The sequence below is a fragment of the Sphingomonas sp. genome, assembly GCF_030145815.1.
GTDB lineage: Bacteria > Pseudomonadota > Alphaproteobacteria > Sphingomonadales > Sphingomonadaceae > Sphingomonas.
In genome coordinates, this window is sequence record NZ_JAIXHL010000002.1 from 266,416 (window position 1) to 282,057 (window position 15,642).

Consider the following 15,642-nt stretch of genomic DNA (forward strand, 5'->3'; position numbering starts at 1 on the left):
ACGCCCGGGCCTTCCCGGGCGTCTCTTTTCTGCGGCTCAGGCCGGGTTATGCTTGGCGAGAAACGCCTCCATCGCCTTCAGGAACTCGAGCCGGTCCTCCTGGCGCGAGAAGTGATGGTCGCCCAGCGGCTGGACGATATAGGTCACGTCCTTGCCCGCGCTCTTCAGCTTTTGCGCCATGACCTGCGACTGGACGATCGGCACGACGCGGTCTTCCTTGCCGTGCATGATCAGCACCGGAATGCTGAACGACCCCGCGAAATTGACCGGCGACACGTCCTTGAGGTCGCTTGCCTGCCGCCGCAGCCAGTCGCCGCGCGACTTGGAATAGAGGAAATTGCTCTGATAGCGGATCATCCGGTTGAGGTCGGACACGCCGGCATAGGAAATGGCGCAGCGATATTTGTCGCTGTCGCGCTGGGCCGCCCGCAGCGCGGCATAGCCGCCATAGGACGCGCCGACCATGCACACGCGCTTGGGATCGGCGATGCCCAGCGCGGCGAGCGCCTTGACCGAATCGTCGAGGTCATCCTGCATCGCGCGACCCCATTGACCCTCGCCCAGTTCCATGAACTTGGTGCCGTAACCGGTCGAGCCGCGATAATTGGGCTGGATCACGACATAGCCGCGATCAGCCAGGAACTGCGTCCACCAGTCCCACACTTCGCTGTCGCGCGCGCGCGGACCGCCATGCGGCATGACGATCAGCGGCAGCGCGCCCGAACGTCCCTTGGGCGTCGTCAGCACCGCCGCAATCTCGACCCCGTCGCGCGCCTTGTAACGGATCGTGCGCACCGGATGCAGCCGCTTCAATCCGATTGCGCTATTGTCGTTGGCGATCGGCAACAATTCCTCGCCCTCGCGCTTGAACAGCAGCCAGGCTCCCGGCGAATCCGGACCACTGACGCGGATCAATGCGGCGCTCTGGTCGCGGCTCATCGATGCGATGTCGACCTGCGCGCCCTTGACCCGCGCCTCCAGCCGGGTCTGTAGCGCCGCCATCGCCGGATCGACCCATTTGGTCATCGGCCGGTTCTCTTCGACCGCGACGCCCAGAAACCCGTCCCCCGCCGGGTCCGGGACGATCCCGGCGATGTCATAGCCCGGCGTGGCGAACAACTGCTTGCCGCGCTTGAAACTGGTCAGATCGAGTTCGTACAGCGCGGAAAAGCCATCGGCATCGTCCTCGACGATCAGCGCCTTGGTCTTGTCGCGCAGGAACATCGACGGAATGGTCATGCGGTCATCCGGGCCGCGCGTACGGTCGATCGTCCGCACGGGGCTGTCGGCGGCTTCGCGATAGAGCAACCGGCTGGTGCGTCCGTCGAGCGACGAACCGATGCCCATGCGCACCACGCCATCGCGGTCGGCATACCAGTCGAGCACGCCTTCGCGCGGCCCCTGCACCAGCTTGCTCTTGCCGGTGGCAAGATCGAATTCCTCGACCCGCGCCCAGAAGTCGATCGTGTTGGTATAGATCGAGCCCTGATAGGCCAGCATCAGCCGCGGCGTGCCATCGCGCGCGGTCCAGATGACATCGTCGCCGATCTGCGCCGCTTGCTTCCCGGCAAGTACCGCCATGGCCGAAGTCTTGACGTTCAGGCTGACGGCACGCCGGAAGTAGAAATTCTCGCCCTCCAGCGGCTGTTCGCGGCCGATACCGACCACGGCCCATTCGTCATTGACCCAGCGCCACCAGTTGAGGTCGGACTTGCCCGGATTGTAAAAGGACGGCGGCGTCTTGCCATCGAGCGGGATCATCGCGAGCAGCATCTGCCCGTTACGCGCGACCCGGGCGAGCAGCCGCGTGCCATCGGGCGACAGCGCCGGATTCTCGATCTGCGGCAGCTGGGCAAATACCTCGACCGGCAGGGGCGCGGGCGCGGCGCGCGCAGGGGCCGGTGCGGGCGACGGATTCTGCGCCGCCGGCGCGGCACCGATCGTCGCAAGACCAGCGGCCAAGATCATGAACTTACGTGACATTACTTCCCCCTGCGCAACCGGCCCCGGCGCGCAACCTGTCGCGTCAGCGGCCGCCGTGCAAGCGAAATGGTCAGGCGGGCGGAACGCGTCTCGCCCAGCGCTGGAGACGGGGTCGGACGCGCAGGAATGCGCGATAGCCGCGCTCCAGCAGCGCGAGCACCACATGGTTACGCGCCGCCAGCCCCAGCGGGCGGAGCAGCGGGATCGCGCGCCACATCGCCGCGAATGCCGCCGCGCCGGACAGCAATCGGCCATTCTCCCGCGCATGGAAGCGGGCGAGCAACTCCGCCCGATCGACCGGGCATGCGCCATCGCCCAGCCCCTCGATCGCGACGAACGCGATTCGCCCACGCCGCTCGAGTCGACGCATCAGCGCGATCTCGCGAACGCACAACGGGCATTGGCCGTCGTACCAGACGGTGACGTGGGTCATGGCGACCGTCTACCACCGCCGCCGCTTCGACCATAGTGGACAGGTTGCCCCATCCCCGCCCCGCCGCTATCCCCGCGCGATGCTCAAGCTCTTCATCGGCAACAAGGCCTATTCCTCCTGGTCGCTGCGCGGCTGGCTCGCATGCAAGCTCTCCGGGCTTCCGTTCGAGGAAGTGGTCGTCCCGCTCTACGATCAGGATTGGGACAAACGGCGCGAGGGCGACGAGTTCGCGCCGTCATCGGGCAAGGTGCCGATCCTGTGGGATGGCGACGCGGTGGTGTGGGACAGCCTCGCCATCGTCGAATATCTGAACGAAAAGTCGGGCGGCGACAAATTCTGGCCGACCGATCCCGCCGCGCGCGCGATGGCGCGGTCGATGGCGGCCGAGATGCATTCGGGCTATGCCGCGCTGCGCCGCAAGCACAGCATGAACATCCGACAGGTCTATCCGCCCAAAACCCCGGACGAAGACGTGATGCACGACATTCAGCGGATCATGGAGCTATGGGCGCAGGCCCGCGCGCGCTATGGCGGCGATGGCGAATTCCTGTTCGGCCAGTTCGGCGCGGTCGACGTGATGTTCGCGCCGGTCGTGACCCGCTTCGTCACCTACTCGCTCCCCGTCGCACGCTTCGCCCCGGCATACATGAACGCGGTGCTCCAGCATCCCTTCATGCAGGACTGGATCGCCGGCGCGCAGGAAGAGGAATGGGTGATCGAACAGTTCGAGCAGGCGCCGGTCTAGAACCCGCCCCCGTCTTTCCGCCTGAACCCGACGCCATTCGCGAGATGCATGTCTATATCGGGATAATGGCAGTCGCTCGCCGCCGGGCGGCCGATCGCGACGAACACACAATCGGCGTCGCTGCGGTTCTGCAGGACATGGCCGTTGCCATCGGCCTTGGGAAAGGCCGCGACGTCGCCGGGGCGCATCACATGCTCGCCCGCGTCGTCGACCAGCACCGCTTCGCCCGCCAGCATCACGACCAGCTCATCCTCGCCCTCATGCCAGTGGCGGTGCGCGGACCATGCGCCGGGCTTGAGCGTAACATGGCTCGCGCCGAAGTCGGTCAGCCCCGCTGCGGGCGCGAGGCGGCGGTACCAGCGGCCCTGCACGACATCGGCATATTCTGCCGGATAGCCGGTCGCATTGGTCTGCGGGATTGTGTCGAGGTCGAGCTTGGGCAAAGGAGCCTCCCAGTGAAGGAGCGAATATGCCCGATGTCGTCGACCTGACCAAGGCGCTGATCGCCGCGCCCAGCATCACCCCCGCGCGGGGCACTGTGTTCGACGTGCTGGAGGCTGCGCTGATCCCGCTCGGTTTCGCTGTCGAGCGGTTCGTGGCGGGTGAGGCGCCCGACGGGCCGGTCGAAAACCTCCTCGCCGTCCGCAGCGCCGGTCCGGGGCCGCATTTTGCCTTTGCCGGACATCTCGACGTGGTGCCGCCGGGCGAAGGCTGGGCAAGCGGCGCGTTCGAGCCGGAAGTGCGCGGCGACCTGCTCTACGGACGCGGCGCGGTGGACATGAAAGGCGCAATCGCGGCGTTCGTGGCGGCACTCGCCCCCCTGCCCGCCTCCGGCACTGTCAGTCTGATCATCACCGGCGATGAGGAAGGCCCGGCCACCTATGGCACGCTCGCGATCATGGATCGGATGGTGGCACGTGGCCTGACCCCAGACCTGTGCCTCGTCGGTGAGCCGACCTCCGCCCACCGCCTCGGCGACACGATCAAGATCGGGCGGCGCGGATCGACCGTGATCGATATCGAGGTGCCGGGGCGGCAGGGCCATGTCGCCTACCCCCATCTCGCCGACAATCCGATCCCGCGCCTCGTCCGCGCGCTGGCCGAGATCGACGCCATCGTGCTGGACGAAGGCACCGACTGGTTCCAGCCGTCGAATATCGAGGTCATCGACCTGGAGGTCGGCAACCCCGCGACCAACGTCATCCCCGGCCGGGCCAAGGCGCGCATCTCGATCCGCTTCAACGACCAGCATCGCGGCCACGACCTGATCGCGCGGGTGCAGGACATCGTCCACACGCACGCCCCCGCCGGAATCGTGCGCGGCCGCGTCTATGGCGAAGCGTTCCTGACCCAGCCGGGTGAGCTGTCCACGTTGGTCGCCGATGCGATCCGCGCGGAAACCGGGGTCGAGGCGGAACTGTCCACCAGCGGCGGAACGTCCGACGCGCGCTTCCTGTCGCGTATCTGCCCGGTGGTCGAATTCGGCCTGCTCAACGCGACGATGCACAAGCTCGACGAAGCGGTCGCGCTGGACGACCTGCACACGCTGACGCGGATCTATGCGGGGGTTTTGGGGCGAGTGTTCAGGTAGGGCTTACGCCCGCAGCGCCAGTCGCGGCGCGGCGCTCGCCCATTCGAGAAACGCATCCTCAGCCATCGGCTTGGCGATGACATAGCCCTGCAGAATGTCGCAGCCGATCACGCGCAGCACTTCCAGCTGCGCCTCGGTCTCGATCCCCTCGGCCACGACCTCGCACCCGATGCCGTGGATCAGGCCGATCACGGCGTGCGCGATGGTGCGCGCCTCGGCGCTGGTCGCGACATTTTCGACCAGACTGCGGTCGAGCTTCACGCGGTCGAGCGGGAGGTCGCGCAAGCGGGCGAGGTTCGAATAGCCGGTGCCGAAATCGTCCACCGCCACCGTCGCGCCATCGCTGCGCAGCGCCGCGATCGCATCGATCACCTCGCGCGAGCAGTGCATCGCCAGCGTCTCGGTAATCTCCAGCTCCAGCAGCCGCGCGGGCGCACCAGCGGCCTGCATCGCCTCACGCAACCGACGGAAAAAGGCGGCGTGATCGAGCTGGCGCGGGCTGATATTGACCGCCATCCGCTGTTCGATGCCCAGCGCCCCCCAGCGCGCGATCGTCGCGGCGACATGCTCGACCACCCATTCGCCAATCTCGACGATCAGGCCGGTTTCCTCGGCACGCCCGATAAAGCTGCCCGGCAGGCACAGCCCGCGCGTCGGATGCTGCCAGCGCAGCAACGCCTCCGCGGCGACGATGCGACCGTCCATCGCGCTGATCTGCGGCTGATAGACCAGAGTGAACTGGTCGCGCTCGACGGCCATGCGCAGGTCGCTCTCCAGCAACGCGCGCTCAGCGATCTCGTTGGCGAGGTGGTCGGTGAAATGCTCGGCGCGCCCGCGACCCTTGGCCTTGGCGTGGTACATCGCCGCGTCGGCGGCGCGCATCAGGTCGGTCAGCGACGTGCCATGCTCGGGCCGGATCGCGATGCCGACCGATGCGCCGATCGACACTTCCTGATCGGCCAGATCGAACGGTTCGGACAGCGCGAACAGGATGCCGCGACCGACCCGGTCGGCGTCACGGACATGGCCCAGCTCGGGGAAATAGATGGTGAACTCGTCGCCCGACAGGCGACCGATCAGCGGCTGGCGCGCATCGCCCTCGATCGCGAAGCGGTCGGCCACCGCGCGCAGCCGGTTCGCGACCATGCCGAGCAGCTGATCGCCGACGGCATGGCCCAGCGTATCGTTCACCGCCTTGAACCGGTCGAGATCGATAAAGAACAATGCCGCCATCGCATCCTGCGGCAGCTCGGCCAGCATCCGCTCGCAACTGCGGCGAAAATGGGTGCGGTTGGGCAGGCCGGTGACCGGATCGTAAAGCGCGAGTCGCTGGACGCTGTCCAGATTGCTGTGCAGCTGGCGGAACAGACCGTCCATCGCCCGCGCCAGCGGCGGAACGCACTGCTCCACCTCTTCCGGAATTTCACTTTGCAGGTCGCCATTGGCGGCGCGGGTCAGCCGCTCGATCGCTGCGTCGATCGCTGCCGCAGTCGAGGCGATGGTGCGCTCGGCATAGGCCCAGCACATCGCGGCACAGATGATCGCTGCAATCAGTGCGCGGCTCGCACTCGCCACGTCGAACGGCCCGCGCGTCGTGGCGGCGAGCGCAAGAATGAAGACGAACGCCCCCGCACACAGCGCGAACGCAATCGCGCGGCTTTTGAGCGAAAATCCGTCCATTGCGGTTGCGCGATCCCCCACGCCAGCCGGACCATCCGGCTTCTTGGAGATGGGTATGCAGGCAAAGAGTTAAAAATTTCGAGCGGGCGACCGAAATCGACGCAGGATGATATAGAGCGCGCCCTGTCCACCGTGGCGCGGGTGCGCGGGGCGCACGGCGGCGATGGCATCGGCATGGCGAGATGCGGCAAGCCAGTCCCCCACCGCAGCCCGGATCGCACCGCGCGCGTGCGGCCGCTCCGACTCCGGGCGCGGCGGCTTCCCGGTGATCAGCAGCAACACCCGGTCGCCACGCGCAATCGCGCGCGCGAGCCCCTGGTCGAGCAGCGCATGCGCGCTGGCCAGCGTATGACCGTGCAGGTCGATCGAACTTTCCGGCGCAACCAGCCCGCGCGACAGGCGCCGGTCCCAGCCGCCGTCCAGCGTGTCGCGCGGCGGCTTGGGCGGGGGCGGCGGTGCGGGCTGGCGCGGCGGCGGGACCCGGCCCTTCACGCGTTTCACCGGTTCTGGATCAGGTACAGGCGCAGCCACCGGTGCGGCAAACGGCACGACCGGCGGGGCTGGGACCGGTTTGGCCCGCGCAATCGGCGTCACACTGGAAATCACGCGCTGCCACAACGCCCGCTCCTCGGGCGAAAGCGCGCGCGGCGGGCGGGCCATGGATCAGTCGCGCGCGGCGCCGAGGCGCGCGAGCGTCCCCTTGGGCAGCAACAGCCACGCGGTGCCGCGCGCGGCCATGCCGCCGGCAATCGCACGGGCATCGTCGCCCGCACCCCAGAAGGTGTCGAACCGGTTGGAGCCCTTGATCGCGCCGCCCGTGTCCTGCGCGATCCACAGCCCGTTGGCGTCCTGGCGATCCATCGACAGAAACACCGGCGCGCCGAGCGGCACGAATTTCGGATCGGTCGCCACAGTCGCCTGCGCGGTCACCGGAATCCCCAGCGCGCCGAGCGGCCCGGCCCCGGTCAGCTCGCGGAAGAACACATAGCTCTTGTTCTCGCGCATGATCGCCTTCCCCTCTTCGGGGTTGGCGCGCAGATAGGCCATGATGCCCTGCATCGACGCCTGCCCGCGCTGCACCAGCCCGCGGTCTAGCATCAGCTTGCCGATCCCGGTATAGTCGCGCCCATTCTGGCTGGCATAGCCGATGCGCATCACCCCGCCATCGGGCAGGCGCAGGCGGCCCGAACCCTGGATCTGCAGAAAGAACAATTCGACCGGATCGGCCGCCCAAGCGATTTCCAGCCCGCGCCCGGCCAGCGCGCCCTGCTCGATCGCGGTACGGTCGTGATAGGGCACCAACTTGGTACCTTCGACGCGGCCACGGATCGACTTGCCCGCCAGCGTGTCGGTAAAGCTGCCGAGATCGACATCGATCAGATCGGACGGGCGGGCATAGACCGGCACCTCATAGCCGGGGCGGCGGGTGCGCGATCCGGCGATTTCGGGTTCGTAATATCCGGTCGCGAATGCCTTGCCGTCGGCGACCTGCACCGTCTCAAAATACCGCGCGAAAAAGGTCGCGGCATCGCGATCCTGAGTGGTCCGCGCGGCATCGCAGGCGGGTTGCCAGTCTGCGCCGCGCGTGAGGCCGGTCGCGTCGGTACGACGAACAAGTGTCGCGCAGCTGAGCTTGAACGCACCGAGCGCACGCGCTGCGGCGGCCATTGTGATCGGCAGGTCATCGACCGCCGGACCTGCGAGCAATCCGGCGGCGGCAGCGGTGGTAACGCCCGCCGGAACGGGTGCGGCAGGAGCCGGGGTCAGCGGTGTCGCCGCAACCGGCTGGCGCACCGGAACGCCGGAGGACGGTGCGGCGCGCGCGGGTGCAGTACCGCCGGTCGCGGGACGACCCGCCGGAACCACCCCGGACGAACACGCGCCCAACAGCGCGGCGCAAGCCGCTACCCCCCAAGCGCGCATCACCTAACCCCTTTATGCCCGATCAAACTTCGTCGGTGTCGCTCAGCTTCCAATTCGGATCGCCGCTGCCCAGCGTGCGGCTGAACGTCCAGGCATCGTGCGTCTGCACGGCATCGCTCAGCGACCCGGCGATGACGTTGCCGTCCTTGTCACGGGTGATCGCCGCGATATCGGCGTCGAAACGGACCGTGATCCGCGCCACGCGGCCGTCGAGCGCGATGTCGGAGATGGTCGCGCGCTCGATGCTGATCAGACGGTTGTCGAGCGTCTCGCCCGCCGCCTCGCGCGCGTCGATCGCGGCAATGAAGTCATGGCGCACATTGTCATCGACCAGCCAGTCGAGCGTCTCGCGGTCGCCCTTCCAGAACGCCTCGAGGATCATGCGGTAGGCGGATTTCGCGCCCTCGACGAACTGCCCCACATCGAACGACGGGTCGGCAGCGACCAGCGCGCGCAGGCCGCCCTCGGCACCGCTCTCCAGCGGTCGAGGACCCGCGTCACGCACTTCGGCGGGCATGTCGATCGTGCGCGGCATCTGCGGCGCGCCGATGCGTTCTTCAGCCGGCTTGGGCAGCGGCTGCTCATGCCCGGTGCGCTTGCCCAGCACCGAGTAGAGGCGGAGCGCGAGGAACGCGGCAATCGCGGCAAACAGGATCACTAGATACACTTGGGCACCTTCTTTCTTCGCTCCAACATAGGCGGGAAACCGCCGCGTTTCAAATCCGGTCTGCTGCGCGGTGCACGCCCGTTGAAACGCTCAAGCGCCCCTGCTAGTCGCGACCGTCATCGCAACGCGGGTCGCCGCGACAAGTATCCCGAATATTGACAAGGAAGTTTGACGACCATGGACACGCCCGACACCGCAGCTCCCCAGGCGAATGGCGCCGACACCGCCCCGTCGGTCGGCGTGATCTCGCAATATATCAAGGACTTCTCGTTCGAGAATCCGAACTCGCCGGCAATTTATCAGGTGCAGGGCCAGCCCGCGTTCGACGTTCAGTTCAACATCGGCGCGGCCGAAGTGGCACAGGACGTCCATGAAGTGACGCTGAAGATCGATGTCCGCGCCACGATGGAAGAGCAGGTCGCGTTCATCGTCGACCTGTCCTATTCGGGCCTGTTCGCGATCCGCAACGTGCCGGACGAGCATCTCCAGCCCTTCCTGCTCGGCGAAGCGCCGCGCCTGCTCTTCCCGTTCGCGCGCCGCGTGCTGGCCGATGCCGTCCGCGACGGCGGCTTCCCGCCGCTGATGCTCGAGCCGATCGACTTTAACGGCCTGTATGAACAGCAGCGCGCGCAGCACGACGCGCAGGGCATGCTGGGCGGCGAGGCCGGCCAGGCGTAAAGGTGTTCGCCCCCTCCAATCCTCCCCGCCAGGGGGAGGTGGCAGCGCGCAGCGCTGACGGAGGGGGCGGAACCACTGCGGCAAGAGGTTAGAGGACACAGCCGTCCTCCCCCTCCGCCGCCTTCGGCGCCACCTCCCCCTGGCGGGGGAGGATTGAGATAAAGGGCGGGGAATCCATGAATCTCGTCAAGGCACTCGGGTCGATCGGCGGGCTGACGCTCGTCAGCCGGGTGCTGGGGCTGGTCCGCGATTCGCTGTTCGCGCGCTATGTCGGCGCCAGCTTCGCGTCGGACGCCTTCCTGATCGCCTTCCGCCTGCCCAACCTCTTCCGCGCCTTGTTCGCCGAAGGGGCGTTCAGCGCCGCGTTCGTGCCGATGTTCAGCAAGAAGGTCGGCGAGTCCGGCGGCGACACCAAATCCGCCTTGTCCTTTGCGGAAGAGGCGCTGTCGGTTCTCCTGCCGATCCTGATCCTGATCACCGCGGTGATGGAGATCGCCGCATTCCCGGTGGTGTGGGCGCTGTCGGGCGGGTTCAATGAGGCCAGCCCCGGCGAGTTCGCCTATGCGGTCGAACTGTCGCGGATCACCTTCCCCTATCTGCTGCTCATCAGCCTCGTCTCATTGCTCGGCGGCATCCTCAATTCGCTCAACAAATTCTGGGTGAATGCCGCGGCGCCGATCCTGCTCAACGCGACGCTGATCGTGGCGCTGCTGTTCTTCCACACCGACGACACGCTGCTGACTGCACGCAATCAGGCGATTGCGGTGACCGTGTCGGGCGCACTGCAGCTGCTGTGGCTGATCCTCGCCTGCCGCGCCGCCGGGGTGAAGCTCAAGCTCCGCCTCCCCCGCCTCAGCCCGGACGTGAAAAAACTGCTCAAGCTGATCGGCCCGGCAGCGGCGGGTGCGGGAGCGTATCAGATCAATCTCGTCATCTCGACCGCGCTCGCCGCCAGCCTGCTGGTCGAGGGGTCGGTGTCCTACATCTACTACGCCGACCGGCTGAACCAGCTCCCGCTCGGCCTGATCGGCATCGGTCTTGGCACCGTGCTGCTTCCCACTATCGCGCGCCAGCTGGGTGCGGGGAATGACGGCGCGGCGATGCACACGCAGAATCGCGGGATGGAACTGGCGCTGTTCCTCACCCTCCCGGCCACCGTCGCGCTGGTGGTGTGCGGCGTGCCGATCGTCGCGGCGCTGTTCCAGCATGGCGCGTTCACGCCCGAGGACAGCCGCGCCACCGCGCAGGCGCTCGCCGCCTTCTCCGTCGGTCTGCCCGCCTACATCCTGATCAAGGTGCTGACCCCGGGCTTCTACGCCCGGTCGGATACCAAGACGCCGGTGCGCTATGCGACGATCTCGATCGGCATCAATCTGGTGCTCAACCTCGCGCTGATCGTTCCGCTCAAGCATATGGGTCCGCCGCTCGCCACTGCGATCGCAGCCTGGGTCAATGTCGCCCTGCTCTACCGCACGCTCGTCAAGCGCGGCCATTTCGACGCCGATCCGCAATTGCGCCGCCGCGTCTGGCGGCTGGTCGGCGCGGCGGTCGCGATGGGCGCGGTGATGTTCTTCCTCAACGACCTGTTCACGCCTTACACGCACGGAGCCTGGACGATCCGCACCGGGGCGATGACGGTGCTGGTCGGCGCCGGATGCGTGGTGTACGCGGTCGCGTGTTTCGCAACCGGCGCGTTCCGGCCGAGTGACATCAAGGCGCTGGTGCGCCGCAAAGCAACCTAAGGTCTGGACCCTCACTCATGCGCGTCGTTTCCGGCATCAAGCCAACCGGCAATCTCCACCTCGGCAACTATCTCGGCGCGATCAAGCAATGGGTGGGTATGCAGGCCGATGTCGAGGCGGCGGGCGGCGAGTCGATGTACTTCATCGCCGACCTTCACGCGCTGACCGAATGGAGCGAGCCGGCGGCGATCACCGACAGCACGTTCGAGGTTAGCGCCGCGATGATCGCCAGCGGCATCGACCCCAGCCGCTCGATCCTGTTCAACCAGGCGCGCGTTCCGGCGCATAGCGAGCTCGCCTGGCTGCTCAACAATGTCGCCCGCGTCGGCTGGCTCAACCGCATGACCCAGTTCAAGGACAAGGCGGGCAAGAACCGTGAGGGCGCGAGCGTCGGGCTGTACGACTACCCCGTGCTGATGGCCGCCGACGTCCTGCTCTATCGTGCGACGCATGTGCCCGTCGGCGAGGACCAGAAGCAGCATCTCGAGCTGGCGCGCGACATCGCCGCCAAGTTCAACCTCGACTACAAGACCGACCTGCTGCTCGAGCCCGAACCGCTGATCAGCAAGGCCGCGCCGCGCATCATGTCGCTGCGCGATGCGACGCAGAAAATGTCCAAGTCGAACCCGTCCGATGCGGCGCGGATCAACCTCGTCGATGACGACGACGCGATTGCCCAGAAATTCCGCAAGGCCAAGACCGACCCGGAGCCGATGGGGGAAAGCTGGGAGTCGCTCAAGGACCGGCCCGAGGCGAAAAACCTCGTCACCATCTTCGCCGCGCTCGCCGACCGCACGCCGGAGGATGTCGTCGCCGAATATGCCGGGCAAGGTTTCGGCAGCTTCAAGCCCGCACTCGCCGACCTCGCCGTGGCGAAGCTCGGCCCGATCCGCGACGAAATGGTCCGCCTGATCGCCGACAAGGGCGCGGTCGATGCCGAACTGCGCAAGGGCGCGCAGCGCGCCGCCACCCTCGCCGCGCCGCTGCTGCGCGATGTGCAGCAGGCAATGGGGCTGCGCATCGGCTGACAGGGATTGTCGCTGGCATGAACGGGACAGGCTGATAGTCTGGCCCGCATGCGCTTGCTGCTTTCCCTGCTGCTTGTCACCGCCCCGGCGCAGGCGTCCGAACGCGCGCCGGTTCCGAAAGCTGCGGACAAGGTTCAGGCGGCGCTCGACGCGTGCCTCGCAAAGCCGGAACCAGCCGACCGCTGTTTCGCGCTCCAGCTCGCCCGCGCCCGCGCTCTGCTCGCCACCGACCCCGCCGCCGCGCACGCGCTCGCCCAAGCTGCCCGCCGCGCCGCTACAGACGCGCATGATGCTGCCGCAGACCGCGTCGCCCCGCTCGATTTCCGTCGCCGCAACGGCACCATCACCCCAGCCGATGCCGCCGCGCTCGTGCGTGGCGAGGAACAGGTCCGCCGCCTCTGGATCGACCTTGCCGAGGCCAGCGAAGTGCTCGGCGACGCGGCCCTCGCCTCGGGCCGGATCTATCGTGAGGCTGCCGAGAATTATGGCAGCACCGTCGCGCTGCTCGAAGAACATGGCCGGAGCGATGCCGACAAACGCTGGCGCTTGCGCGCCAAGGGCAAGCACGCTGCGGCATTCACCGACTCCCCGTCTCCCGACGAAGGGGCAAAGCCCGCACGCGAGGCCTATGACGAGGCACTGGCCGCCTATGGCCCCGCCGACCCGCTCACCGTCTCGCTGGCACTGACACTTGCCGACTCGCATACGCAGCTCGGTCGGTTCGACGCGGCGGAGCCGCTCTATCGCGATGCGCGTGCGCGGCTGCGCGATCCGGTCGCACGGATCGATGCCGACACGCGTATCATGCAGCTGTTGACCCGAATGGACCGCCGTCAGGAAGCCGAAGCGCTGGGTCGAGACCTCCTTAGCCGCCTCACTGCGAGCCGCGCCGACCCGCTCCAGTCCGCGCGCGTCTACCTCGATCTTGCGGCCGTGGTGGCACCCGAGGACGGCCTCGCCTTCGCCCGCACCGCGCTGGCACTGCGCACCGAAAAGCTGGGCGAGAAGCATGTTGACACCGCCCGCGCGCAACTCGCCATTGCGACGCTGCTCGAGGCGCTGGGCCGTTACGCCGAGGCCGAGCCGCTGCGGCGTACGGGGGCGTGGGCATTGCGGGGCAAGCTCTTTGCCCAGCACCCCGAAACCGCGGCCGCCTGGCTGCGCTACGGCGAAAATCTGCTGCTTCAGGGCAAGCTCAAAGAAGCCGCCGGCGCGCTAAGCACCGCCGAGTTTTCCGTGCGCGATTCGGTCGGGGAAAAGCACCCGCAATATGGCCGGGTGCTACTGTTCACCGGCATGACGCAGCTGCGCCAGGGCGATCCGCAATCGATCGCGACAATCGAACGCGGTCTGACGATCATCCGCGCCGGCCTCGCCCCGACGCATATCGACCGGGTACAGGCGGAGCTGACCTGGGGGATGCTCAAGCTGCTGAGCGGCGACCCGGCGACCGCGCGGTCGCAATTCCGCGCCGTCGGCCAGGCCGGGCTGGAGCGCGCCGCCGCCTTTGCCGACTATGGCCCGGCAGCGCAGCGCGAGCTGAAGCAATTCTCCGGCGTCTACGCGCTTCAGGTCCGCGCGGCGTGGCAGCTGGCGGCCACGAAGCCCTAGAAGCGCGTCTCCGCATAGATCCGGCTGACATCGCCCTGCCACTCGCCGTGATAGCGGTCGAGCAGCAGTTCGGCTGGCACCTTGCCGCTCCGCACGATCTCACGCAGCGGGTCGAGAAAGCCATTCTCGCTGTCCCCCGCCGAATTGAGCCGCGCGCGCGCCGTCAGGCCTGCCCCGGCGATGTCGATCACCTGCCCGGCGATATCGCGCAGCGTGCCGCCACCGGGCAGCGGCGCGTCGAGGCCAAGTCGCGGCACGCTGTCGCGCAGCGTCTGCCGCCCGGCCATGTCCCAGTCCTTGACCAGATCCCATGCCGCATCCAGCGCGCCCTGATCATAGAGCAGCCCGACCCACAAAGCCGGCAGCGCACAGATCCGCCCCCACGGCCCGCCATCGGCGCCGCGCATTTCGAGGAAGGTCTTCAACCGCACTTCGGGGAAGGCGGTCGACAGATGGTCTGCCCAATCGTCAATCGTCGGCTTTTCGCCCGGCAGCACCGACAGCTCGCCCTTGAGGAAGTCGCGGAAGCTCAACCCTGCCGCATCGATGTAGCGCCCGTCGCGGTAGACAAAGTACATCGGCACATCGAGCGCATAGTCGGCATAATGCTCGTATCCGAACCCCTCCTCGAACACGAACGGCAGCATGCCGGTGCGGTGCGGATCGGTGTCCGACCAGATGTGCGAGCGATAGGAGAGCATCCCGTTCGGCTTGCCCTCGGTAAACGGCGAATTGGCGAACAGCGCGGTCGCCAGCGGCTGTAGCGCGAGGCCGACGCGGAACTTCTGCGCCATGTCCGCCTCGCTCGAATAATCGAGGTTCACCTGGATCGTGCAGGTGCGCAGCATCATGTCGAGGCCGAGCGACCCGACGCGCGGCATATGGTTGAGCATGATGCCATAGCGGCCCTTGGGCATGATCGGCAGCTCGGCGCGCGTCTTGTCCGGCCACATGCCAAGGCCAAGGAAGCCGATGCCCAGCTTCTCGCCCACCGCCTTCACCTGTTGCAGGTGCCGCCCGGTCTCGGCGCAGGTCTGGTGCAAATTCTCGAGCGGCGCGCCGGAGAGTTCGAGCTGTCCGGCAGGCTCCAGGCTGACCGTCCCGTCCGGACCGGACAGCGCGATCACCTTGCCCCCCTCCTCGACCGGGCTCCAGCCGAACTGGGTCAGCTCGGCGAGCAGGTCGCGGATGCCGCCCGGCTCGTCATAAGACGGCGCGTGATTGTCGCCGATCGCATAGACGAACTTCTCATGCTCGGTACCGATGCGCCAGCGCTCCGCCGGCTTTTCGCCCCCGGCGAAATAGTCGAGGAGCATCTGACGGCTCTCGATGACAGGCGCGTTGCTGTTTGAAACCGTCTTTGTGCTCATCGCGCGCATTTAGGCGCGCGAAACGATCTGCGAAAGGGGGGATGAAACACCCAAATCGGGATGGGAAATGCGGGGGTTTTACCTCCGCTTGGTTGCAAGCGCTCGCAATCTTGCGTTCCGCGCTATTCGGACGGTCAAGCGGGGAAGCGCCCGCGATAGAGACTGTTAACAGAAATCATTTTTCGAACAAA

Annotated in this window: 14 protein-coding genes; 6 read left to right on the forward strand and 8 right to left on the reverse strand. The window is 67.2% G+C overall.

Translation table 11 applies throughout. The annotated features are described in order from the left end of the window. Positions 1-36: 36 nt before the first annotated feature. On the reverse strand, positions 37-1,983 hold the full coding sequence (locus KYX69_RS02915; protein WP_300493484.1) for a S9 family peptidase: 1,947 nt from the start codon (positions 1,981-1,983) through the stop codon (positions 37-39). Positions 1,984-2,053: 70 nt separating this feature from the next. Then, on the reverse strand, positions 2,054-2,416 hold the full coding sequence (locus KYX69_RS02920; protein WP_300493486.1) for a DUF393 domain-containing protein: 363 nt from the start codon (positions 2,414-2,416) through the stop codon (positions 2,054-2,056). A 79-nt stretch (positions 2,417-2,495) separates the two neighbouring features. Here KYX69_RS02920 and KYX69_RS02925 point away from each other — a divergent pair, with 79 nt between their 5' ends. Further along, positions 2,496-3,161: a glutathione S-transferase family protein gene (locus KYX69_RS02925; RefSeq protein ID WP_066664610.1), complete on the forward strand. Its 666-nt coding sequence runs from the start codon at positions 2,496-2,498 to the stop codon at positions 3,159-3,161. Here KYX69_RS02925 and KYX69_RS02930 read toward each other — a convergent pair. Further along, positions 3,158-3,604: a cupin domain-containing protein gene (locus KYX69_RS02930; RefSeq protein WP_300493488.1), complete on the reverse strand. Its 447-nt coding sequence runs from the start codon at positions 3,602-3,604 to the stop codon at positions 3,158-3,160. The genes KYX69_RS02925 and KYX69_RS02930 overlap by 4 nt on opposite strands. Positions 3,605-3,630: 26 nt before the next feature. Between KYX69_RS02930 and dapE the strand changes: the two genes are divergently transcribed. After that, positions 3,631-4,752: a succinyl-diaminopimelate desuccinylase gene (gene dapE, locus KYX69_RS02935; protein ID WP_300493491.1), complete on the forward strand. Its 1,122-nt coding sequence runs from the start codon at positions 3,631-3,633 to the stop codon at positions 4,750-4,752. A 3-nt stretch (positions 4,753-4,755) separates the two neighbouring features. Here the strand turns inward: dapE and KYX69_RS02940 are convergent, their stop codons facing one another. The 4 genes from KYX69_RS02940 to KYX69_RS02955 form a co-directional block, all read right to left on the reverse strand. Then, a complete protein-coding gene (locus tag KYX69_RS02940) occupies positions 4,756-6,432 on the reverse strand; it encodes an EAL domain-containing protein (RefSeq protein WP_300493494.1) in 1,677 nt (558 codons plus the stop codon). A 69-nt stretch (positions 6,433-6,501) separates the two neighbouring features. Next, positions 6,502-7,092, reverse strand: a complete 591-nt coding sequence (locus tag KYX69_RS02945; protein ID WP_300493497.1) for a Smr/MutS family protein — start codon at positions 7,090-7,092, stop codon at positions 6,502-6,504. A 3-nt stretch (positions 7,093-7,095) separates the two neighbouring features. Next, on the reverse strand, positions 7,096-8,355 hold the full coding sequence (locus tag KYX69_RS02950) for a murein transglycosylase A (protein ID WP_300493500.1): 1,260 nt from the start codon (positions 8,353-8,355) through the stop codon (positions 7,096-7,098). Between the two features lie 22 nt (positions 8,356-8,377). Further along, positions 8,378-9,022 (reverse strand): Tim44/TimA family putative adaptor protein, encoded by a 645-nt coding sequence (locus KYX69_RS02955; RefSeq protein WP_300493503.1) that lies wholly within the window; start codon positions 9,020-9,022, stop codon positions 8,378-8,380. Positions 9,023-9,199: 177 nt separating this feature from the next. Here KYX69_RS02955 and secB point away from each other — a divergent pair, with 177 nt between their 5' ends. The 4 genes from secB (at position 9,200) to KYX69_RS02975 (ending at position 14,081) form a co-directional block, all read left to right on the forward strand. Continuing rightward, positions 9,200-9,700 carry a protein-export chaperone SecB gene (secB, locus tag KYX69_RS02960; RefSeq protein ID WP_300493505.1) on the forward strand — a complete coding sequence of 167 codons (501 nt, stop codon included), beginning with the start codon at positions 9,200-9,202 and terminating at the stop codon, positions 9,698-9,700. Between the two features lie 176 nt (positions 9,701-9,876). Next, a complete protein-coding gene (murJ, locus tag KYX69_RS02965) occupies positions 9,877-11,442 on the forward strand; it encodes a murein biosynthesis integral membrane protein MurJ (protein ID WP_300493508.1) in 1,566 nt (521 codons plus the stop codon). A gap of 17 nt (positions 11,443-11,459) precedes the next feature. Continuing rightward, positions 11,460-12,470, forward strand: coding sequence for a tryptophan--tRNA ligase (trpS, locus tag KYX69_RS02970; protein WP_300493511.1), 1,011 nt, complete (start codon positions 11,460-11,462; stop codon positions 12,468-12,470). A 48-nt stretch (positions 12,471-12,518) separates the two neighbouring features. Next, a complete protein-coding gene (locus tag KYX69_RS02975; RefSeq protein WP_300493513.1) occupies positions 12,519-14,081 on the forward strand; it encodes a tetratricopeptide repeat protein in 1,563 nt (520 codons plus the stop codon). On the opposite strand, the gene KYX69_RS02980 is transcribed toward KYX69_RS02975, so the two are convergent. Then, positions 14,078-15,451 carry a glutamate--cysteine ligase gene (locus tag KYX69_RS02980; protein WP_300493515.1) on the reverse strand — a complete coding sequence of 458 codons (1,374 nt, stop codon included), beginning with the start codon at positions 15,449-15,451 and terminating at the stop codon, positions 14,078-14,080. The two genes, KYX69_RS02975 and KYX69_RS02980, sit on opposite strands and share 4 nt — an antisense overlap. Positions 15,452-15,642 lie beyond the last annotated feature (191 nt).